Source organism: Actinopolyspora biskrensis, from assembly GCF_013408175.1.
GTDB lineage: Bacteria > Actinomycetota > Actinomycetes > Mycobacteriales > Pseudonocardiaceae > Actinopolyspora > Actinopolyspora biskrensis.
In genome coordinates, this window is record NZ_JACBYW010000005.1 from 338,753 (window position 1) to 359,722 (window position 20,970).

At 67.9% G+C, this 20,970-nt stretch carries 16 protein-coding genes; 12 read left to right on the plus strand and 4 right to left on the minus strand.

Annotated features, from left to right (window positions below; translation table 11 throughout):
- The first annotated feature begins 2 nt into the window (after positions 1-2).
- Positions 3-983, plus strand: coding sequence for a DNA polymerase III subunit delta (gene holA / locus FHR84_RS14940; protein ID WP_179536119.1), 981 nt, complete (start codon positions 3-5; stop codon positions 981-983).
- A gap of 213 nt (positions 984-1,196) precedes the next feature.
- Here holA and rpsT read toward each other — a convergent pair whose 3' ends face one another.
- From rpsT to FHR84_RS14955, 3 genes are all read right to left on the minus strand, one after another.
- Positions 1,197-1,457, minus strand: a complete 261-nt coding sequence (rpsT, locus tag FHR84_RS14945) for a 30S ribosomal protein S20 (RefSeq protein WP_179536120.1) — start codon at positions 1,455-1,457, stop codon at positions 1,197-1,199.
- Positions 1,458-1,640: 183 nt separating this feature from the next.
- Positions 1,641-1,862 carry a hypothetical protein gene (locus tag FHR84_RS14950; protein WP_179536121.1) on the minus strand — a complete coding sequence of 74 codons (222 nt, stop codon included), beginning with the start codon at positions 1,860-1,862 and terminating at the stop codon, positions 1,641-1,643.
- An 8-nt stretch (positions 1,863-1,870) separates the two neighbouring features.
- Positions 1,871-2,824 (minus strand): SPFH domain-containing protein, encoded by a 954-nt coding sequence (locus FHR84_RS14955; RefSeq protein WP_179536122.1) that lies wholly within the window; start codon positions 2,822-2,824, stop codon positions 1,871-1,873.
- Between the two features lie 244 nt (positions 2,825-3,068).
- Between FHR84_RS14955 and FHR84_RS14960 the strand changes: the two genes are divergently transcribed.
- From FHR84_RS14960 to FHR84_RS14990, 7 genes are all read left to right on the plus strand, one after another.
- A complete protein-coding gene (locus FHR84_RS14960; RefSeq protein WP_179536123.1) occupies positions 3,069-3,449 on the plus strand; it encodes a VOC family protein in 381 nt (126 codons plus the stop codon).
- Positions 3,450-3,674: 225 nt separating this feature from the next.
- Positions 3,675-5,528, plus strand: a complete 1,854-nt coding sequence (gene lepA / locus FHR84_RS14965; protein WP_179536124.1) for a translation elongation factor 4 — start codon at positions 3,675-3,677, stop codon at positions 5,526-5,528.
- A gap of 179 nt (positions 5,529-5,707) precedes the next feature.
- A complete protein-coding gene (locus FHR84_RS14970; RefSeq protein ID WP_179536125.1) occupies positions 5,708-6,181 on the plus strand; it encodes an OsmC family protein in 474 nt (157 codons plus the stop codon).
- 645 nt (positions 6,182-6,826) lie between these two features.
- Positions 6,827-9,190, plus strand: a complete 2,364-nt coding sequence (locus FHR84_RS14975; protein ID WP_179536126.1) for an arylsulfatase — start codon at positions 6,827-6,829, stop codon at positions 9,188-9,190.
- Complete coding sequence (locus FHR84_RS14980; protein WP_179536127.1) at positions 9,183-10,139, plus strand: formylglycine-generating enzyme family protein; 957 nt, start codon at positions 9,183-9,185, stop codon at positions 10,137-10,139. Before FHR84_RS14975 ends, FHR84_RS14980 begins: the two co-directional genes overlap by 8 nt.
- 127 nt (positions 10,140-10,266) lie before the next feature.
- A complete protein-coding gene (locus FHR84_RS14985; RefSeq protein ID WP_179536128.1) occupies positions 10,267-11,175 on the plus strand; it encodes a LysR family transcriptional regulator in 909 nt (302 codons plus the stop codon).
- 557 nt (positions 11,176-11,732) lie between these two features.
- A complete protein-coding gene (locus FHR84_RS14990) occupies positions 11,733-13,355 on the plus strand; it encodes a BCCT family transporter (RefSeq protein WP_343075289.1) in 1,623 nt (540 codons plus the stop codon).
- Between the two features lie 274 nt (positions 13,356-13,629).
- Here FHR84_RS14990 and FHR84_RS14995 read toward each other — a convergent pair whose 3' ends face one another.
- Positions 13,630-15,102 (minus strand): XRE family transcriptional regulator, encoded by a 1,473-nt coding sequence (locus FHR84_RS14995; RefSeq protein ID WP_179536129.1) that lies wholly within the window; start codon positions 15,100-15,102, stop codon positions 13,630-13,632.
- Positions 15,103-15,218: 116 nt separating this feature from the next.
- On the opposite strand from FHR84_RS14995, the gene aceA reads away from it, so the two are divergent.
- The 4 genes from aceA (at position 15,219) to FHR84_RS15015 (ending at position 20,969) form a co-directional block, all read left to right on the plus strand.
- Positions 15,219-16,541, plus strand: a complete 1,323-nt coding sequence (gene aceA, locus FHR84_RS15000; protein ID WP_179536130.1) for an isocitrate lyase — start codon at positions 15,219-15,221, stop codon at positions 16,539-16,541.
- Between the two features lie 512 nt (positions 16,542-17,053).
- Positions 17,054-18,553 carry a CoA-acylating methylmalonate-semialdehyde dehydrogenase gene (locus FHR84_RS15005; protein ID WP_179536131.1) on the plus strand — a complete coding sequence of 500 codons (1,500 nt, stop codon included), beginning with the start codon at positions 17,054-17,056 and terminating at the stop codon, positions 18,551-18,553.
- A 179-nt stretch (positions 18,554-18,732) separates the two neighbouring features.
- Positions 18,733-19,914 (plus strand): acyl-CoA dehydrogenase family protein, encoded by a 1,182-nt coding sequence (locus FHR84_RS15010; protein ID WP_343075290.1) that lies wholly within the window; start codon positions 18,733-18,735, stop codon positions 19,912-19,914.
- The gene (locus FHR84_RS15015; RefSeq protein ID WP_179536132.1) at positions 19,911-20,969 is read left to right on the plus strand and encodes an enoyl-CoA hydratase/isomerase family protein; all 1,059 of its coding nucleotides are present in this window, start codon (positions 19,911-19,913) and stop codon (positions 20,967-20,969) included. Before FHR84_RS15010 ends, FHR84_RS15015 begins: the two co-directional genes overlap by 4 nt.
- The last annotated feature ends 1 nt before the right edge of the window (position 20,970 follow it).

A 20,970-nucleotide genomic window follows, 5' to 3' on the forward strand; every position in this document is an offset into this window, starting at 1 on the left:
GCATGAATCCTCCGGACGCAGCAGCGCCCGCTCCGTTGCACCTCGTTCTCGGCGAGGAGGAACTGCTGGTGGAACGCGCCGTTTCCGAGACCCTGACGGCGGCTCGCAGGGCCGATCCGGAGACCGAGCTGCGGCGCGCCAAGGTGAGTGACCTCACTCCTCCCGAGCTCGACGAGATGCTCAGTCCCTCGCTGTTCGCCGATAGCCGCGTCGTCGCGCTGGACAACGCCCAGGAGGCGGGAAAGGAGATCGCCGAGGCGCTGCTGGCCCTGGCGCGTCAACCGGCCGAGGGAGTCGTCCTGCTCGTGCTGCACAACGGTGGTGGTCGTGCCAAGCAGGCCAAGGAGCTGCCCACCGCGCTGCGCGACATGGGGGCGTCCGTGACCGAGTGCGGAAAGCTGACCCGGCACTCCGAACGGGAGGGGTTCGTCCGGGCGGAGGCGAGCAGGTGCGGAGGGCGCATCGACCCCGCGGCGGTGAGCGCTCTGCTGGAGACGGTCGGCAACGATCTCCGGGAGCTCGCCTCCTCGGTGTCCCAGCTGGTCGCCGACACCGACGGCAGGGTGGACGAGGCTGCCGTGCGGCGCTACCACCAGGGCAAGGCAGAGGTGACCGGCTTCGTCGTCGCGGAGAAGGCGGTGATGGGGGACCGTGCCGGGGCGCTGGAAGCGTTGCGCTGGGCTCTGCAGCTCGGAGTGGCGCACGTGCTGATCGCCGACGCGCTGGCCGACGCGGTGCGGACCATCGGCCGGGTGGCCAGTGCCGGTGGAGGTGACCAGTACCGGCTGGCGCGTGAGCTCGGCATGCCGGCTTGGAAGGTCAAGAAGGCCCAGTCGCAGGCGCGGGGCTGGAACAGGCAGGGGGTCACCAGGGCGATGGGACTGGTGGCCTCGCTCAACGCGCAGGTGAAGGGGCAGGCGGCCGATGCCGAATACGCTCTGGAACGAGCCGTGCTGGAGCTGATCGAGCTGCGCTCGGGGTGAACTCCCGAGCCCGACGGACTTTCCCGTCGCCGCTCCTGGAGCTGAACGGGTCCCCTCCGGTATCGCCGAAGGGGACCCGAGTTTCTCCGTTTGGCGACATTCGCCTCCGCCGGGCGCCGCTCCGTGTGGTCGGCCCCGTTCACCGCGCGGAACATCGTCCGCGTGGTCCGAACGGTCCTCCTCGCCGCGGAGGTGAACCGCCCGCCCGGATCGTCAGAGCTGGTTCAGCTGCCGAGCCATCGAGGACTTCTTGTTGGCGGCCTGGTTGCGGTGGATGACGCCCTTCTTGGTGGCCTTGTCCAGCTCGCGGGTCGCGGCCCGCTCCAGCTCGGTGGCCTTCTCCTTGTCGCCGGCGGCAGCGGCCTCGCGGAACTTGCGCATCGCGGTCTTGACCGTGGTCTTGACCGACTTGTTGCGACGGCGATTGCGCTCGTTGATCAGGACACGCTTCTTGGAGGACTTGATGTTGGCCACTGGTACGCCTCTTTCTGATCGACCGGAGTGTCGCGACCGCGCTCGAACGGCGCCGTCCCGCGCTGTCCTCGTGCGAAGGCGACGAGGGCGTCGGACGGCCTTCCTCCATGTCGGAAACGCCGCGCGGTGCGGTTGGCCATGGTAGCAATCCCGAACGCAGCCACCGCGTTCGGTTCGAGGAGGTCAGCCACCGTGCTCGCCCGGCTGTCCCTCGTGCTTGGCCGGACGCCCTCTGCGGGGTCGGTTCCCGGCGTTGCTCGGCAGTCTCCCCGCGTCCTCGAGCGCGCGGCGCAGCAGGAACTCGATCTGCGCGTTGGTGCTGCGCAGTTCGTCCCCAGCCCACTGCGCGAGCGCGTCGTGAACGGCCGGGTCCAGCCGCAGCAGGAAGCTCTTGCGGGATGCCACGGAACACCTCAGTGATACAACGAGCCGGTGTTGACCACCGGCTGTGCCGCGTTGTCGCCGCACAGCACTACCAGCAGGTTACTGACCATGGCGGCCTTGCGCTCCTCGTCGAGCTCGACGACCTGCTGTTCGGAGAGGTCTCGGAGAGCGGACTCCACCATTCCGACCGCGCCCTGGACGATCCGCTCCCGCGCCGCCACGACCGCGTCGGCCTGCTGGCGCTGCAACATCGACTGCGCGATCTCCGGAGCGTAGGCGAGGTGGGTGAGGCGGGACTCCACGACCTCCACCCCGGCGGACCGGACCCGCTCGGCGACCTCGACGGACAGCTTGGTGGTTATCTCGGCCGCGTTCTCCCGCAACGAGAGGTTCTCCGATCCCGCCTTGTCGTAGGGATAGCTGGTGGCGATGTGCCGCACCGCCGTTTCGGTCTGGGTCTGCACGAACTCGACGAAGTCGTCGACCGTGAACGAGGCCTGCGCGGTGTCGGCGACCTGCCACACCACGACCGCCGCGATCTCGATCGGGCTGCCGTCGGCGTCGTTGACCTTCATCACGTTGGTCTCGTGATTGCGGATCCGCGTGGAGATGCGCTTCCGCGTGGTCAACGGGTTGACCCACTGCAGGCCCGAGGTGCGCAGCGTCCCGGTGTAGCGGCCGAGGAACTGCAGCACCCGCGCCTCGCCCGGGGAGACGGCCACCAGGCCGACCAGGGTCAACACCCCTCCGATCGCGGCGATGACCCCGATCGCGACCAGCCACCACGCCGCCGTCGTGCCCCCGGCGAACATCAGCGCTATGCCCCCGAGCAGCGCGAGCACTCCCAGGCCGAGCATCGGCAGCCCGGGGGCTTGCTCCCGCGCCGCGTATTCGCGGATCTCGGACTCGGGCATCGAGACGGTGGCCTCGGTGGCCTCGGACGTGCTCCCCGACGGTCGGGTGGCGGAGTCCCCCTCGCTCATCGATCCTCCTCGGAGTCGAAACCGATGTCTTGCTGACATTAAAGTGATATCACTTTTTCGGTGGGGGCTCAATCCCGGACCGCCGGACGATCCCGGCTGCTCGCGAGGCCCGGGCGTCAACCGATCGGACAAGCCGTCGGGCTCGCGCGATGGCGCGTGCCGGGTGGTGAGGTCCGCGGGACGGAGGGCTCGCGACCGGTGCGGATGTCCGGCGGATCCGACCGCGATCGGGTAGGACGGGGGCATGGACGTTCTCAGCAGCAGGATGATTCTGCGACCCGGTGATCACGATCGCTCGGTGCGGTTCTACCGCGACACGCTCGGGCTGGCGATCCACCGCGAGTTTCCCGGCGGCACGGTGTTCTTCCTCGGACAGGGGTTGCTGGAGGTGTCCGGCAACGGCAGTACCGGCCCGAGCCCCGACCAGATGCTGTGGCTGCAGGTGCGGGACGCCGCCGAGAGCGTCCGGGAGCTGCGCGAGCTCGGGGTCCGGGTGCTGGCCGAGCCCGAACGCCAACCCTGGGGGCTGATCGAGGGAACCATCGCCGATCCGGACGGGATGCGGATCGTGCTCGTCGAAGTGCCGCCCGAACATCCGCTGCGCTCCGACGTGCGTCAGCAGTGAGCGCTTCCGCCCCACCGCGCTCCGGCTGTACCGTCTCGCTCGAGACCGTCACTTCGGGAAGCGCTCCGGAAGAGCGCTTCGCGCGGAACCGTCGGTGCCGGGGGCGGTAGTGGGCCTCGGAGCACCCCGGTCCCGGAGCTGGCATCGGACATCCACGACTTTCGTGGGACGATGGGAGCAAATCCCTGCCCGTACGCGAGTCGACATCCCGCGAGGAAGACTTCAGTGAGCACCTTCGCAGACACGACCTTCACGTCTCCTGAACGCATCAGGAACTTCTGCATCATCGCCCATATCGACCACGGCAAGTCGACACTGGCCGACCGGGTGCTGCAGCTCACCGAGGTGCTCGACGAGCGCGCGTACCGGGACCAGTACCTGGACCGGATGGACCTGGAGCGTGAGCGCGGCATCACGATCAAGTCGCAGAACGTGCGGCTGCCGTGGCAGCTCGACGGCGAGGACTACGTGCTGCACCTGATCGACACCCCGGGGCACGTCGACTTCACCTACGAGGTCAGCCGTTCCCTGGCCGCGTGTGAAGGCGCCATCCTGCTGGTCGACGCGTCCCAGGGCATCGAGGCCCAGACGTTGGCCAACCTCTACCTGGCCATGGAGCACGACCTGGAGATCATCCCCGTGCTCAACAAGATCGACCTCCCCTCCGCGGAACCGGACTACTACGCTTCGGAGCTCGCCCACATCATCGGCTGCGCGGAGTCCGACGTGCTGCGGGTCTCGGCCAAGAGCGGTGAGGGCGTGGCCGAGGTGCTCGACGCGGTGGTGCTCAACGTGCCCGCTCCGGTAGGTGAGCAGAGCGCGCCCGCGCGCGCGATGATCTTCGACTCGGTCTACGACACCTACCGGGGTGTCATCACCTACATCCGCGTGGTCGACGGCAAGATCACTCCACGGGAGAAGATCCGGATGATGTCCACCGGGGCCACCCACGAGTTGTTGGAAGTGGGGATCATCTCGCCGGACCAGAAGCCCTCCGAAGGGCTCGGGGTCGGCGAGGTCGGTTACCTGATCACCGGGGTCAAGGACGTCCGCCAGTCCAGGGTCGGTGACACCGTCACCTTCGCGAAGAACGGCGCGGAACAGGCGCTTCCCGGTTACCGGGACCCGATCCCGATGGTTTACGCCGGGCTTTACCCGATCGAGGGCTCCGACTACCCGGTCCTGCGGGACGCGCTGGACAAGTTGCTGCTCAACGACGCCGCGCTGACCTACGAGCCCGAGACCTCGGGAGCCCTCGGCTTCGGATTCCGCTGCGGTTTCCTCGGACTGCTGCACCTGGAGATCACCAGGGCGCGGCTGGAGCGCGAGTACAACCTGAACCTCATCTCCACCGCACCGAACGTGGTCTACAACGTCCTGCTGCAGGACGGCACCGAGGTCGAGGTCACCAACCCCTCCGACTGGCCCGAGAACAAGATCCAGGAGGTGCGCGAGCCGATCGCCAAGTGCACCGTGATCGCCCCGTCCGAGTTCGTCGGCGCGATCATGGAGCTGTGCCAGAGCCGGCGCGGACAGCTCGACAGCATGGACTACCTCTCCGAGAGCCGCGTCGAGCTGCGCTACACCATGCCGCTGGGCGAGATCGTGTTCGACTTCTTCGACCACCTCAAGTCGCGCACGCGCGGTTACGCCTCCATGGACTACGAGGAGTCCGGAACGCAGGCCGCGGATCTGGTCAAGGTGGACATCCTGCTGCAGCACGAGCCCGTGGACGCGTTCAGCGCGATCGTGCACAAGGACAACGCCTACTCCTATGGCGCGCGGATGGCCTCGAAACTGCGCGAGCTGATCCCGCGTCAGCAGTTCGAAGTACCGGTCCAGGCCGCGGTGGGATCGCGGATCATAGCTCGCGAGACGATCCGCGCCATGCGCAAGGACGTTCTCGCCAAGTGCTACGGCGGTGACATCAGCCGTAAGCGCAAGCTGCTGGAGAAGCAGAAGGAAGGCAAGAAGAAGATGAAGACGGTCGGTCGCGTCGAGGTCCCGCAGGAGGCCTTCGTGGCCGCGCTGTCCACGGACGACTCGGCCAAGGACGACTCCTCCAAGGGCAAGAAGTAAGGACTCACGGAGCTTTGCGGGGGCGGCCGGGTGCCTCATGTGAGTCGGCACCGCGGGATCGTCGCGGTGCGCGTGGAGCGGACCGCTGCCCTTCGGCGCGTTCGTCTCCCCGCGTGTCAGGGGGCCGTAGTTGAATCGCTTCCCGTGGTCACCGATGCGGATTTCGGGAGGGGACAGCAATGTCCGAAGGGCACGAATACACCACTGTGGTGCGGTGGACGGGCAACCGGGGCAGCGGCACCGAAACGTACCGTTCCTACGGTCGCGAGCACGTCGTCGAAGTGGCTGGCAAGCCCGTCCTGCACGGATCCGCCGATCCGGCCTTCCTGGGTGATCCGGGGCTGATGAACCCGGAGGAACTGCTGGTCGCCGCGCTCGCGGAGTGCCACATGCTCTGGTACCTGGGGATCTGTGCCTCTTCCGGGGTGGTGGTCACGGACTACCGCGACCCCGCCGCGGGCACCATGGTCGAGGAAACGGCCGGAGGCGGGCGGTTCACCGAGGTGGTGCTGCGTCCGGTCGTCACCGTGCGGGACGAGTCGATGCGGGAGAGCGCGTCGAAGGCGCACGAGCAGGCGCACCGCAGGTGCTTCATCGCTAATTCCGTCAACTTCCCGGTACGTCACGAGCCGGAGATCCACGCGGAGTCCTGATCGAGGTTGCCCGCTCGGTTCTTGTGGCGGTGCGAACCGCTCGGGTGGTCGTTCCGGCTCCGGCGGCGCCGAAGCCGAAGTAGCGCACCGGTCGTCGAGGCGACGGGAAAGCACCGATCAGCGCGAGGCCGCTTCCGTGCGGCACCGGCCCGGGACCGGTGCCGCACTCGTCCGCGGGGCGCTCCCGCCGCGGGAATCGTGCGCGCACCGGATTGATCCGAATGCCCTTGGCGCTCGCTCGGGCGACCGCTCGGACCCGCGAGCTGCGGTGGCAGCGATGCGCCCTCTCCCCGTCTTGTGGTTTGCGATACCCATATAGAAATTATCTATGGGATAGATTCAAAAATTGTCTGAAGTGTGCCCCGCATGGTCTCTGCGCTGGGGATTGAGTTTGCTTTTTTTCGATTCTGCGGCGATGTCGCGGGGGAGATTGGCCGCGGCGGGGGTTGCGTTTGTTTCGGTGTCGGATAGTATGCCCGTCGAATAACGGCAGAGCTCGGTCCTTTAATTGTCCGCGCCTGTTGTTCCGCCGCGGGTTCACGTGTCGAACGATCAAAGGCGATCTTTTCTGGCTACCGTGGTTTTCCGGTTTTGAGCGGTCCGGATCGCATGCTGTCGCAATCCCCACAGTGCAGGAGGTCGAACATGGGAGACGCGGAGATGTCGCGCACACGTCTGCCGATCTCGGGAAAGCCCCGGCAGAATCCCACCTCATTGGACATCCACTCGCAGGACCCGCCGTTCACTCCCCCGGAGCAGGTGAGCGCCCCCGAAGGAGCACCGAACGTGGTCGTCGTGCTGCTCGACGACATGGGCTTCGGAGCTCCGAGCGCCTTCGGCGGACCGTGCGAGATGCCCACCGCGGAGCGGTTGGCCGCGGGCGGACTGCGCTACACGCGTTTCCACGTCACAGCGGTCTGTTCCCCGACCAGGCAGTCCCTGCTGACCGGACGCAACCACCATTCCGTGGGGATGGGGGTGACGACCGAGATGGCCAGCGCCGCGCCCGGCTACGACGGGACACGTCCCCTGAGCGCGGGAACGATCGGGCAGATCCTGGCGGGCAACGGTTACAACACCGGCGCTTTCGGGAAGTGGCACCAGACCCCGGCACGGGACGTGAGCGCGGCCGGGCCGTTCGACCGCTGGCCCACCGGTGAGGGCTTCGAGAAGTTCTACGGCTTCCTGTGCGCGGAGATGAACCACTGGTACCCGGTGCTGTTCGACGGAACCACCCCGGTGGAGCCCACGCGCCGCCCGGAGGACGGCTACCACCTCTCCGAGGACCTCGTGGACCGCGCGATCGACTGGGTCAGGGACCAGAAGTCGCTCAAACCCGACAACCCGTTCTTCGCGTACCTGCCGTTCGGAGCGACCCACGCCCCGTACCACGTCCCGAAGGAGTACCGGGACAAGTACCGCGGGGCGTTCGACCACGGCTGGGACCGACAGCGCGAGATCACCCTGCGGCGGCAGAAGGAGCAGGGCGTCGTTCCGCCGGACACGGAGCTGGCCCCGTGGGCTGAAGGGGTTCCGCACTGGGACGAGCTCTCCGAGGCCGAGCGCGAGTCGGCGGCTTCGCTGATGGAGCTGTACGCGGGTTTCGCCGAACACACCGACGACCAGATCGGTCGTTTCGTCGACGCGCTGGAGGAGCGGGGGGAGCTGGACAACACCCTGTTCATCTACATCCTCGGGGACAACGGAGCCTCCGCCGAGGGCGGGCTCGGCGGGACCCTCAACGAGCACCGCTACGCCAGCGGCATCCCGGACGACGCGGAGACGATCAACCGGTACCGCGAGGAGCTTGGAGACCCCAGCACGCACGCGCACTACCCGGTCGGTTGGGCGCTGGCGATGAACACGCCCTACCAGTGGACGAAGCAGGTCGCCTCGCACTTCGGCGGGACCAGGGACGGGATGATCGTCCACTGGCCGCGCGGTATCGCCGAACCGGGCGGGATCCGCAACCAGTTCCACCACGTCATCGACGTGCTGCCCACGGTCCTGGAGGCCGCGGGGATTCCGGAGCCCGCGGAAGTCAACGGTGTGCCCCAGCAGTCCGTCGAGGGCACGAGCATGGTCTACACCTTCAACGACTCCGCTGCCGCCGACCGTCATCGGATCCAGTACTTCGAGATGGTGGGCAACAGGGGCATCTACCACGACGGCTGGATGGCGGTCACCCGGCACGGAACCCCGTGGGAAATGGTGCAGGACGGTTCGGAGAGCAACTTCGACGACGACCGGTGGGAGCTCTACAACACCAATGTGGACTGGAGCCAGGCCCGCGACATCTCCGCCGAGTACCCGGACAAGCTGCGGGAGCTGCAGCAGCTGTTCCTGGTCGAGGCCGGCCGCCACAACGTCTTCCCGCTCGACGACCGCATGACGGAACGGGAGAACCCGCGGGAGGCCGGGCGACGTGACCTGCACGGTGATCGCAGGACGATCACCTTCCCCGCCTCGGCCTCGCGGTTGACCGAGGAGACGGCTCCCAACGTCAAGAACCGTTCGCACACGCTCACCGCGCGCTGCGAGATCCCCGAAGCCGGGGCTGCGGGCGTCCTGGTGGCCCAGGGCGGGCGTTTCGGCGGTTGGTCCCTGTACGTGCACGAGGGCAGGGCCTGCTACGCGTACAACTACTTCGGTCTCGAGGTGTACCGGGTGCGGGATTCCGAACCGCTGAGCACGGGGGAACACGAGATCGTGCTCGAGTTCTCCTACGACGGAGGTGGTGTCGGCATGGGAGGCACCGCGACCCTCTCCGTGGACGGTGCGAAGGTCGCCGAGGGGCGGGTCGGAGCCACCATTCCCTACTACTTCGCCTTCGACGAGACGTTCGACGTCGGTGTGGACCGCGCTTCGCCGGTCACCGAGGACTACCCCGTCGTCGACAACGCTTTCACGGGAACACTGCACGCGGTGCGCGTGGACCTCGGCGACGACCTGCACAGCGACAGCGACAGCGAGCTGGGGCGTGAAAGGTTCAGGGCGGCCCATGAGTGAGCGGGATGAGAAACCGGCCTGCTGCGCCCCCTCGGCGGGACGTGCCACGACGTCGTCCGTGGAAGAGCCGGTGGGCGGGGGCGAGGTCCGCTCCGGTTCCACCGCGGGACTCGTGCGGATCGACGGAGGCGTCTTCCGCATGGGCGAGGAGCGGGAGCACGCCTACGCGCAGGACGGTGAGGGGCCGGTGCGCGAGGTGCGGCTCGATCCGTACTGGATCTCTCCCACGGTGGTGACGGTCGCGGAGTTCGCCGCTTTCGTGGACGCGACCGGGCACCGGACCGACGCCGAGCTGTGGGGGTGGTCGTTCGTGTTCGGCGGCCTTCTCCCCGACGAGTTCCCACCCACGCGAGGGGTGGCAGCTGCACCCTGGTGGCGCCAGGTCGAGGGGGCCTACTGGTGGTGCCCGGAGGGCCCGCACTCCGATGTGGTCCAGCGTTCGGAGCACCCGGTCACGCACGTGTCCTTCCGGGACGCGCACGCCTACTGCGCCTGGGCGGGGTTGCGGCTGCCGACCGAGGCGGAGTGGGAGTACGCGGCGCGCGGCGGCCTGGACGGCTGCGCCTTCCCGTGGGGCGACGAGCTGGAACCTTCGGGCGAGCACAGGATGAACGTGTGGCAGGGTGAGTTCCCCGGGCGCAACGAATGCGCCGACGGCTGGTACGGCACCTGCCCGGTGGACGAGTTCGCCCCGAACGGTTACGGGCTGTACAACATGACCGGCAACGTGTGGGAGTGGTGCGCGGACTGGTTCGATCCCGATTACCCGGCCGGAGACGTCGGAACGAACCCGAAGGGGCCTCCGGGAGGGCAGCGCCGCAGCGCACGTGGTGGTTCCTACCTGTGCCACGAGTCCCACTGCCGTCGTTACCGGGTGTCGGCACGGCAGGGTGTTACCCCGGACTCCTCGATCGGCAACGTCGGTTTCCGGTGTGTCCGCGACGTGTAGTGCCGCTTCGGCCGGTGTGCCCGTTCCGCGGTCAGGAGCGGGCACCCGGCGAGTCGCTCCGCGGGCCCTCCCGAGCCGAGTCAGCGGGGTCCTGCCGGTCGAGCACGGCGAGTGGAAGGTCGGATGCATGGAACGCAGGGAGCTGGAGTACTTCCTGGCCATAGCCGAGTGCGGGAGCTTCACCGCGGCGGCGCAGACGCTGCGCGTCGCGCAGCCCTCTCTGTCGCACGCGATCGCGACGCTGGAGACCCGACTTGGAGGCAGGGTCTTTCACCGGCTCCCCCAGGGCGTTTCCCTGACCCCGGCGGGCGAGGCCCTGATAGAGCCCGCGCGCCAGGTGATGCGCGACCTGAGCACGGCGACCGAATCGGTGCGCGAGGTGCTCGGTCTGGCCGGAGGGAGGCTGGACATCGTCGCGCAGACGACGTTGGCGGTGGACCCGCTCGCGGAGCTGGTCGGGTCGTTCCTGCGCGCGCACCCGAAGGTCGCGGTGCACATCGCCGATCCCGAGCTCGGCCGGGACGTGACGGCCGCCGTGCGCGCGGGCGAGTGCGAGCTCGGCATGGTCGACTCGACGGAGGAGGTGGTGGAGGATCTCGCCAGCATGGTGCTGCCCGGCAGGGAGATCCAGGCGGTGCTGCCGGCCTCGGCGGCACCGGGGGACCGCGCGGAGCTGACTCCGGCTGACCTCGCCGAGCTGGACTGGGTGAGCACCCCCGAGGGAACCGCGACCCGCGAAGTGATCGAGAACACCGTGGGCGTCCAGCGCGGCGGTCCGAACGTGATGGTGGAGACCGCGCACCAGGCCATGATCGTGCCGAGCGTGCTGGCCGGAGCGGGCGCCACCCTGCTGCCCGCTTCGATGGCCGGTGAGGCCGGAAAGCAGGGGGCCACGATCATGTCGCTGCGCCCCCGGGTGATCCGCCGCGGGGTGCTGTTCTGGCGTCGCGGCCCGCTTTCTCCCTCGGCGGCGGAGTTCGTGCGGCTGGTCGAGGAGCTCGTGCGACGTGGGCCGGGAGACCGCTCCCGAGGGTAGTGGTGTGGTGCGGGGGCGGACCGACGGCCGCCGTTCGCCCCGCACCGCGAAGTGGAGCGGGTCGCCCCACGCCGGAAGGCGAGACGATTCGACTCGGAATCGTGCGTCTTTCCGGGACCGAGAGGGTCGATGGCCCGTGGATTGTTCAAGACCCGCTTCGGATGGCAGCGATCAGGGCGCCGAACGGCGAATACGCCACCGGTTTCCTTGATCTGCTGGAATTCTGAGCAATCCTGGTTGTGCTTTTCCTCGGTGTGAGGCACCGCGGGAGGAAGGGAGGTGTGGTATGGCGAGGTTGGCGTTGGCGGGGTGGCCGCCCGGCTGGTAGGCGGGGCGCTGAAGATGACGTTCGAGGTTTCGGTGTCCCGAGCTTCGTTGTCACGGCCATCGCCGGGAAATGCTCGAGATCGCTCGCACCGGACTCCGAACCGCCCGCGAGGGATTCGGATGCTCCGCCGAGTTTGAGTTCGCTGCGCACGCCGGGCTCCGTGACTCCAGGGATCGTTGACAGCGTCCGCTTTGCCCGCATGTCCCCGACATCGTAGATAGTGATTTCTGTGCAAACATCAAAAACGAATCGTTCCGCGGTCGGATCCGTTTTCTTCGTCTCCGTCGCGGCCACGGCGCTGGTCGTCCTGTGGGGCGCGGTGGCGCCGAAGAGCTTCGGCGCGATCACCAATCGAATTTTCGACCACGTCGTGCTGGATCTGAGCTGGTTCTTCCTGCTCGCGGCGAACCTCTTCCTGGTCTTCGTGATCTACCTGGGGCTGAGCAGATACGGCAGGATCAAACTCGGGAAGAAGAACGACAGCCCCGATTTCGGTCGCTTGTCCTGGTTCGCCATGATGTTTCAGGCCGGCATGGGGCCCTCCATCATTTTCTGGGGCCTGGCCGAGCCGCTGTCGCACTATGCCAACGTGCCGTTCGGTCTTGCCGAGCCCGGCTCGCAAGAGGCCGCCGGGGTGGCCGTTCAGTACTCCTTTTTCCACTGGGCGCTGCACCCCTGGGCGATCTATGCCACCGCCGGCCTGGCCGTGGCCTACTTCACCCATCGCAGGGGTGAGAAGGCACTGATCAGCGCCATCTTCCGGCCCTTGTTCGGAGACCGCGTGGACGGTCCCCTGGGAAAGACGCTCGACATCCTGGCGGTGCTGGCGGTCGTGTTCGGTATCGCCGTCGCCCTGGGACAGGCCGGACTGCAGTTGACAGCGGGGCTCGGTCAGACGTTCGGGCTGCCCACCGTGGTGTTGGTGCAGCTCGTGGTCCTCGGCCTCACCACGGCGGCGTTCATGATCTCGGCGACGACGCGGATCGAGCACGGCATCAAGTGGCTCGCCAACATCAGCATGCTCATCGCCCCGCTGCTGCTGGTCTTCTACTTCGTCGTCGGACCGACCGTCACACAGCTCAACGTCTTCACCGAAGGCATCGGTGACTACCTGACCAACATCGTTCCGATGAGCTTCCGGCTGGACGCGTTCAGCGCCAACACGGAGTGGTTGGGGAGCTGGACCGTTTTCTACTGGTCCTGGTGGATCGCCTGGGCCCCGTACGTGGGGATGTTCATGGCTCGCATCTCCCGTGGACGCAGCATCCGCGAGTTCGTCGGCGCCACCGTGCTCGTTCCCAGCTTGGTCAGCGCGATCTGGATCGCCGTGTTCGGTGGAGCGGCGCTGCAGCTGGCTCGCGCCGGGCAGGCCTCCGACATCGCCGAGACCGTGGCGCAGAGCCCGGCTGCGGGGATGTTCGTCTTCATCCAGGAGTACCCGCTGCCCCTCCTCATGTCGATCATCACACTGGTGGTGCTGTGGGTGTTCTTCGTGGCCAGCGCCGATTCCGGCACCGTGGTGCTGGGCGAGCTGTCCAGCGGTGGCTCCCCGAATCCCAAGGTCTGGGTCCGGCTTCTCTGGGGACTCCTGCTGGCGGGCGTCGCGGCGGTCCTGCTGGTCTCCGGTGGGCTCGGCGCGCTCCAGAAGGCCTCGGTGCTCATCGGGGCACCGTTCGCGATCGTTCTGATCGGCATCTGCGTGGCCTTCTTCAAGACCCTGTCGAGGGAGCACGGGCCCCGCGTGGAGGAACAGCCGTGCGGCCGGCCCGCCGACTCCGAGCACCAGGAGGATCAGGAAGCCCGGAGGACCGGGAGCGAGGAACCTCGCGACGAGCCCGTGCACCTTCCGTGACTACCGCGGACGATCACGGCCGTCCGCGGTAGCCGGATTCCGGTCCCGGTGTTCCGGAGCCGGGGTCATCGTGCTCGGATTGGTGGAGTGTGTGCTGTGGCCGAGGAGACCAAGGGCGAGTCGCAGGCCGAGGCCGGCGGCGGGATCGCCCTCTCCCCGCGGCTCCGGCGCACGGGCCACCACGTCGGCTCGATGAACGCGCCACGTGGAGGGGCCGATCGGTGTCCGGCCGGTCGCCGTCCGGCTTGATCGGCCCCGTCCCGGGGCCGCCGTGTCACTGGTGCGACTCCAGGAACGCGTAGACGTCGGCCTCGTCCACGCCGGGGAAGGTGTCCGAGGGCAGCGCCGAGAGCACGTGCGAGTGAGCCCGGGCCGACGGCCAGACCATTCCCTGCCAGCGATTGGCCAGTTCGGTGGGGGGACGTTGGCAGCACTCCCCGTTCGGGCAGCCCGACTTGGAGTGGTTCGTGGTTTCCCGCCCCCGGAACCAGCGCGATTCCGTGTAGGGAACCCCCAGCGTGATCGCGAAGTCGCGCCCCCTGCTGGGGTCGACGTGGGCGACGCACCAGTGCGTGGCCCCCGGCTTGTCGGTGTACTGGTAGTGGGTGGAGTAGCGGTCCGGCGAGGCGAAGACCTGCCTGCCCGCCCAGTACCGGCACATCCGCTGTCCCTCGATCGCCCCGGTGGGGTCGGCGGGGAACTCCAACCCGTCGTTGGCGTAGGCCTTGTAGATGATTCCGGTCTCGTCGTTGCGCACGAAGTGGCACACCAGGTCCAGGTACTGGGTCGCCAGGTTGGTGAAGCGGTGCGCGGCCATCTCGTAGGAGACGGAGAAGACGTCGCGGAGGTCCTCCACGGCCAGGTCGCGGTCGGCCTTGGCCTGGCGGAGGAAGGGGACCGCCGAGCTCTCCGGGATCAGCACTGCGGCGGCGAAGTAGTTCGCCTCGACGCGTTGGCGCAGGAAGTCCGCGAAGTCGCGCGGCTGCCGGTGCCCCAGGCTGAGGTGCCCGAGGGTCTGCAGCAGGATCGTCCGCGGGCTGTGCATGCCCAGGGACTCGCGTCGCAGGAAGATCCTCTTGTGGCGCAGGTCGGTGACCGAGCGCACGGAGCGGGGCAGGTCGGTGACGAACCGCAGGCCGTATCCGAGATGGGTCGCGATGGACTGGATCAGTCCCTCGGAGAGCGGGCCGCCGTGGTAGCCGACGCGGCGCAGTATCTCGTCCGCCGACCTCTCGATCTCGGGGAAGTAGTTGCCGTGTTCGCGCATCATGCTGCGCAGCTCGGCGTTGGCCGCGCGGGCTTCCTCCGGGGTGGCGACCCGTTTGGTCTCCCTGCGGCGCAGCTCCTCGTAGAGCGCCAGCACGTGTTCCAGCACGTCGGTGGGGACCCGCTTGGTGACTTTCAGCGGTGGAACGTCGAGCTGCTGGTACAGCGGGTCGAGCTGTGCCTGCTCCACGGCTATCTCCAGCTCGGCACGCCTGTTCGGCGGTTTCTTCGACAGCAGCTCGTCCACCGTGCTGCCGAGGGCAGTGGCGAGTGACCTGAGTAACGAGAGCTTGGGTTCGCGGTGCCCGTTCTCCAGCAGTGAGAGCTGCGAGGGGGCTCTGTCCACGCGTTTTCCCAGCTCGGAAAGGGTGAGTCCTGCTGCTTTGCGCGTGTGGCGCAGCCGCTGGCCGAACACCAGCAGGTCCTGCTCCGTGGAAAAAGTACCGGCTTCTTCCGCTGTCTCGGTCGTGAACTCCGACATGAGCTTCACTGTAGCAGAAAAAATACGAAATTTTGCTTCGATGGCTCCTCGTTTTTTCTTGCTGTAGCACCAACACTGGGATCAACAGGCCGCAAGCGATCGGAAAGGTGAAAGCCATGAGCCCTCAACCCGGCACCCGCGAACAGGCTCTGCAGGCAGCCAAGGACCTCCAGCACGACTGGGAGACGAACCCGCGCTGGAAGGGCGTTGAGCGCACCTACTCCGCAAGCGACGTCATCCGCCTCCGCGGCTCCGTGCAGGAGGAGAACACGCTGGCCCGGCTGGGCGCCGAGCGCCTGTGGGAGCTGCTGCGGGACAACGACTACATCCACGCCCTCGGCGCGCTGACCGGAAACCAGGCCGTCCAGCAGGTCCGCGCGGGTCTGCAGGCCATCTACCTGTCCGGTTGGCAGGTCGCCGCCGACGCCAACCTCGCGGGCGAGACCTACCCGGACCAGAGCCTGTACCCCGCGAACTCGGTCCCGCAGGTGGTCCGCAGGATCAACAACGCCCTCAAGAGGGCGGACCAGGTCTCCTGGGCCGAGGCGCTGGACCCCGAGGCGACCGAGGTGGAGCAGGAGGACCGGCACTGGCTGGCCCCGATCGTCGCCGACGCCGAGGCCGGGTTCGGCGGTGTGCTCAACGCCTACGAGCTCATGAAGGGCATGATCCAGGCGGGTGCCGCCGGTGTGCACTGGGAGGACCAGCTCGCTTCCGAGAAGAAGTGCGGCCACCTCGGGGGCAAGGTGCTCATCCCCACCAGCCAGCACGTCAAGACGCTCAACTCGGCGAGGTTGGCCGCTGACGTCGCGGGAGTTCCGACGCTGGTCGTGGCCCGCACCGACGCGCAGGCGGCCACGCTGCTGACCAGCGACGTGGACGAGCGGGACCAGAAGTTCGTCACCGGCGAGCGCACCGCCGAGGGCTTCTACAAGGTGAACAACGGCCTCGAGCCGTGCATCGAGCGCGGTCTCGCCTACGCGCCCTACGCCGATCTGATCTGGATGGAGACCTCGACTCCCGATCTGGACGTGGCCAGGAAGTTCGCCGAGTCGATCAAGGCCCAGTACCCGGACAAGATGCTGGCCTACAACTGCTCTCCCTCGTTCAACTGGCGCAAGAACCTGGACGACAGCACCATCGCCAAGTTCCAGCGGGAGCTCAGCCAGATGGGCTACAAGTTCCAGTTCATCACGCTGGCCGGCTTCCACGCGCTGAACCACGGCATGTTCGACCTGGCCAAGAACTACGCCACGGACGACATGGCCGCCTACGTCGACCTCCAGGAGAAGGAGTTCGCGGCGGAGAAGGACGGCTACACCGCGACGAAGCACCAGCGCGAGGCGGGCACCGGTTACTTCGACCAGATCAGCATGGCCGTGAACCCCGAGTCCTCGACCACCGCTCTGGCCGGCTCCACCGAGACCGCACAGTTCTGATCCGACGGTCCGGCCGTCCCGGCGGAGGGTGACGGCGCGTGGGCGGGCTTCTTGCGGCGTCGAGCCCGCCCGCCCGTCCGGCCCTCGGGGCAGGGGCGCACCCGCCGAGAGGAGTGTCGGACGAGCTCGGCGGAGTGGAGTCCCTCCGGAACGGTCCGTTCGGACCATGACTCCCGAAAACCGTGAACGTCCCGCGGGACGTTCACCCAAGACGCACCAGCGGCCCTGTGGCGGGGTGTGATGATCGCGATGGTGCGAGTGGGCGGGAACCCGGATCGGCGGGTTCCCGCCCACGCTTGTGCGCCCGGGGCGTCCCGGGCGATCCGCCGTTCGTGGCGTGCGTGAAACCTTCCCGGAGCCTTCCGGTCCGGCCCCTCCGCTCACACAATCGTGTTGTGGCGTAGAACACCCTGTTGCGTGGTGGCACGATCGATGAATGATTGGGCTACCAAAAGTTTGGCTTCCTAGTGGTGGAAGCGGGCGAGCGGTCCAGGGGAAGGGTGCGTAGCGGAATGACCAACGAGCTCGAGCACTTCATCGGCGGCAAGCGCGTCGCGGGAACCTCGGGGACCCAAGGCGAGGTCTTCGATCCGAACACGGGAACGGTCCAGGCCAGGGTGCCGTTCGCCACCTCGGGGGAGGTGGACGCCGCCGTGCGCGGCGCGGCCGAGGCACAACGCGAATGGGCGAGTTGGAACCCCCAGCGCAGGGCGCGGGTCCTGATGAGGTTCCTCGAGCTGTGCAACGAGGAGATGGACTCGCTGGCTCGGCTGCTGGCCTCCGAGCACGGCAAGACCGTGCCGGACGCGCGCGGCGACGTGCAGCGCGGCCTCGAGGTCGTCGAGTTCGCCGCGGGAATCCCGCACCTGCTCAAGGGCGAGTACACCGAAGGAGCGGGCACGGGCATCGACGTCTACTCGATGCGGCAGCCGCTCGGTGTCGTCGCCGGCATCACCCCGTTCAACTTCCCGGCGATGATCCCGCTGTGGAAGGCCGCCCCCGCGATCGCCTGCGGTAACTCCTTCGTGCTCAAGCCGTCCGAGCGCGACCCCTCCGTGCCGCTGCGCCTGGCCGAGCTGTTCGTCGAGGCGGGGCTGCCCCCCGGGGTGCTGAACGTGGTCAACGGTGACAGGACGGCCGTGGACGCGCTGCTCACCCACCGGGAAGTGGAGGCCGTCGGTTTCGTCGGCTCCTCCGACATCGCCGAGTACATCTATTCGACCGCGGCCGCGCACGGCAAGCGCGCACAGTGCTTCGGCGGCGCGAAGAACCACATGATCATCATGCCGGACGCCGACCTGGACCAGGCGGTCGAAGCCCTGGTGGGAGCGGGATACGGCTCGGCGGGCGAGCGCTGCATGGCCGTATCGGTGGCCGTGCCCGTCGGGCAGCCCACGGCGGATGCGCTCGTCGAGAAGCTGAACGAACGGGTCCGGGGACTGCGGATCGGCACGAGCTTCGACGAGTCCGCGGACTTCGGCCCGCTGGTGACCGAACAGGCCAAGAAGAAGGTCGAGGACTACATCGAGCTCGGCGTCGGTGAAGGGGCCGAGCTGCTGGTCGACGGTCGCGGATTCCGGATGCCGGAGCACGAGGACGGCTTCTTCCTCGGCGCGTCCCTGTTCGACAACGTCACCCCGGACATGCGGATCTACCGGGAGGAGATCTTCGGGCCGGTGCTGTCGGTGGTGCGTGCCGCCGACTACGAGGAGGCGCTGCGACTGCCCAGCGAGCACGAGTACGGCAACGGTGTCGCGATATTCACCAGGGACGGGGACTCGGCCCGCGAGTTCGCCGGGAGGGTGAACACCGGCATGGTCGGCATCAACGTTCCCATCCCCGTGCCGATCGCATACCACACGTTCGGCGGTTGGAAGCGCTCCGGATTCGGGGACCTGAACCAGCACGGACCGGACTCCATCCGGTTCTACACCAAGACGAAGACCGTCACCTCCCGTTGGCCCTCCGGGCGCAAGGAGGACGCCAGCTTCACCATTCCGACGATGCACTGACGCGCTCTGCGTGGTTGGTCGGGTGAGCGGCACGTGAGTCGGCGTTCGTCCGTTCGCGGACCGGGGGTGATCCCGCCCGGTCCGGGAGAGGCCACGGCCGGTGCCCCGCGGGGCGGGCCCGGCGACACGCGAGGAAACGACGCCGCGAACCGGCGTCCCCGATCGAGCAGGAGTACCAAGTGACCGCTTCCGTCGCATCGGCAGAGACCCCGCTGTCCCCGTTCGCCCTCACGGAGGACCAGCGAGCTATCAGGGAAACCGCGGGCGAATTCGCCACCGAGCGCATCGCCCCCCACGCGGAGGAGTGGGACCGGGAGAAGCACTTCCCGGTGGACGTGCTGGGCGAGGCGGGTGAGCTCGGCATGGGCGGTGTCTACATCGACGACCAGTACGGCGGGAGCGGGCTCAGCCGGTTCGACGCCGCGCTGATCTTCGAGGAGCTCGCCACCGGCTGCCCCACCATCGCGGCCTACGTCTCGATACACAACATGGTCGCCTGGATGATCGACGCCTACGGGGACCAGCGGCAGCGCGCCGAGTGGTTGCCCGAGCTGTGCTCGATGCGCAGGCTGGGCAGCTACTGCCTCACCGAACCGGACGCCGGATCGGACGCGGCCGCCCTGAAGACCAGGGCCGTGCGCGACGGGGACGACTACATCGTCAACGGGGTGAAGCAGTTCATCTCCGGAAGCGGCTACGCGGGCGTCTACGTCGTGATGGTGCGTACGGGCGAGCCCGGCGCGAAGGGAATATCCACGCTGGTGATCGACGGTCGCAGCGAGGGGATCTCCTTCGGTCCGGAGGAACGCAAGATGGGGTGGAACGCCCAGCCGACCAGGCAGGTCGTCTTCACCGACGTGCGGGTTCCGGCGCGCAACAGGCTCGGCGAGGAGGGCATCGGCTTCCGCATCGCCATGTCCGGTCTGGACGGGGGCCGGCTCAACATCGGGGCCTGTTCACTGGGCGGCGCGCGGAAGGCTCTGGAGCGAAGCACGAACTACGCCACGGAGCGTCACGCGTTCGGCTCGCCGATCGGCGAGTTCCAGGCGCTGCGGTTCAAGCTGGCCGACATGGCCACCGAGCTCGAGGCGGCCCGCACCCTGCTGTGGCGGGCGGCTGCCGCGCTCGACGCCCGTGATCCCGAGGCCACCCGGCTGTGCGCCATGGCCAAGCGGCTGGCCACGGACAGCGGTTTCAACGTGGCCAACGAAGCCCTTCAGATCCACGGAGGTTACGGATACCTTTCCGAGTACGGATTGGAGAAGATCGTACGTGATCTCCGGGTGCATCAGATCCTGGAAGGTACGAACGAGATCATGCGGCTGATCATTTCCCGTGGACTGTTGGAGTCTGTTTCATGACGAGCCAGGAGAACGACGAGCAGCAGGTGCTGTTCGAGGTGTGGGGAGCACTCGGCCGGATCACGCTCAACCGGCCGAAGGCCCTGAACTCGCTGACCTACGACATGGTCCGGGCGGTGCTGACCGCGCTGGACCAGTGGCGCACCGACGACAGGGTGCGCGCGGTGCTCATCGAGGGCGCGGGCGACCGCGGACTGTGCGCAGGTGGGGACATCCGCGCGATGTACGACGCGATCAAGGAGGGCGAACCGGAACTCACCGAGACGTTCTGGGCCGCCGAGTACCGGATGAACGACGCGCTGGCGCGCTATCCGAAGCCGGTCGTGGGAATCATGGACGGCATCTGCATGGGTGGCGGTGTCGGGATATCGGCCCACGGTTCGCACCGCGTGGTCACCGAGCGCTCCAAGGTGGGCATGCCCGAGGTGGGGATCGGATTCGTCCCCGACGTCGGCGGCACCTACCTGCTCTCGCGCACCCCGGGGGAGCTCGGCACGCACATGGCACTGACCGGTGGTCCGGTGAGCGGTGCCGACGCGGTGCACTGCGGGCTGGCCGACCACTACGTCGCGAGCGGTGACCTCGAGGAACTGATCGCAGCGCTCGGAGCGGGCGACGTGGAGGCAGCACTGGAGAAGTACTCCACCACGCCTCCGCGCTCCGAACTGGGCGAGGCGCGCGAGTGGATCGACCAGGTCTACGGGCGCGACTCGGTCGAGGAGATCCTGGAGGGGCTGCGTGCGCGGCCCGAGTCCGCCGCGCAGGAAGCCGCCCGGACGATCGCCACCAAGTCGCCGACCTCGCTGAAGGTCACCCTGAGGGCGCTGCGCGCCGCGCGTGAGCTGGACTCGCTGGAAGAGGTGCTCGATCAGGAGTACCGCGTCTCGCTGTCGTGCACTCACCTGGGCGACTTCGTCGAGGGGGTGCGCGCGACTCTGGTGGACAAGGACCGCGACCCCTCCTGGTCGCCAGCCCGGCTCGAGGACGTCGACGAACAACGCGTCGCCGCCTTCTTCGCACGTCCCACCGGCGGGGACCTCGGTCTCTCCGGCTGAG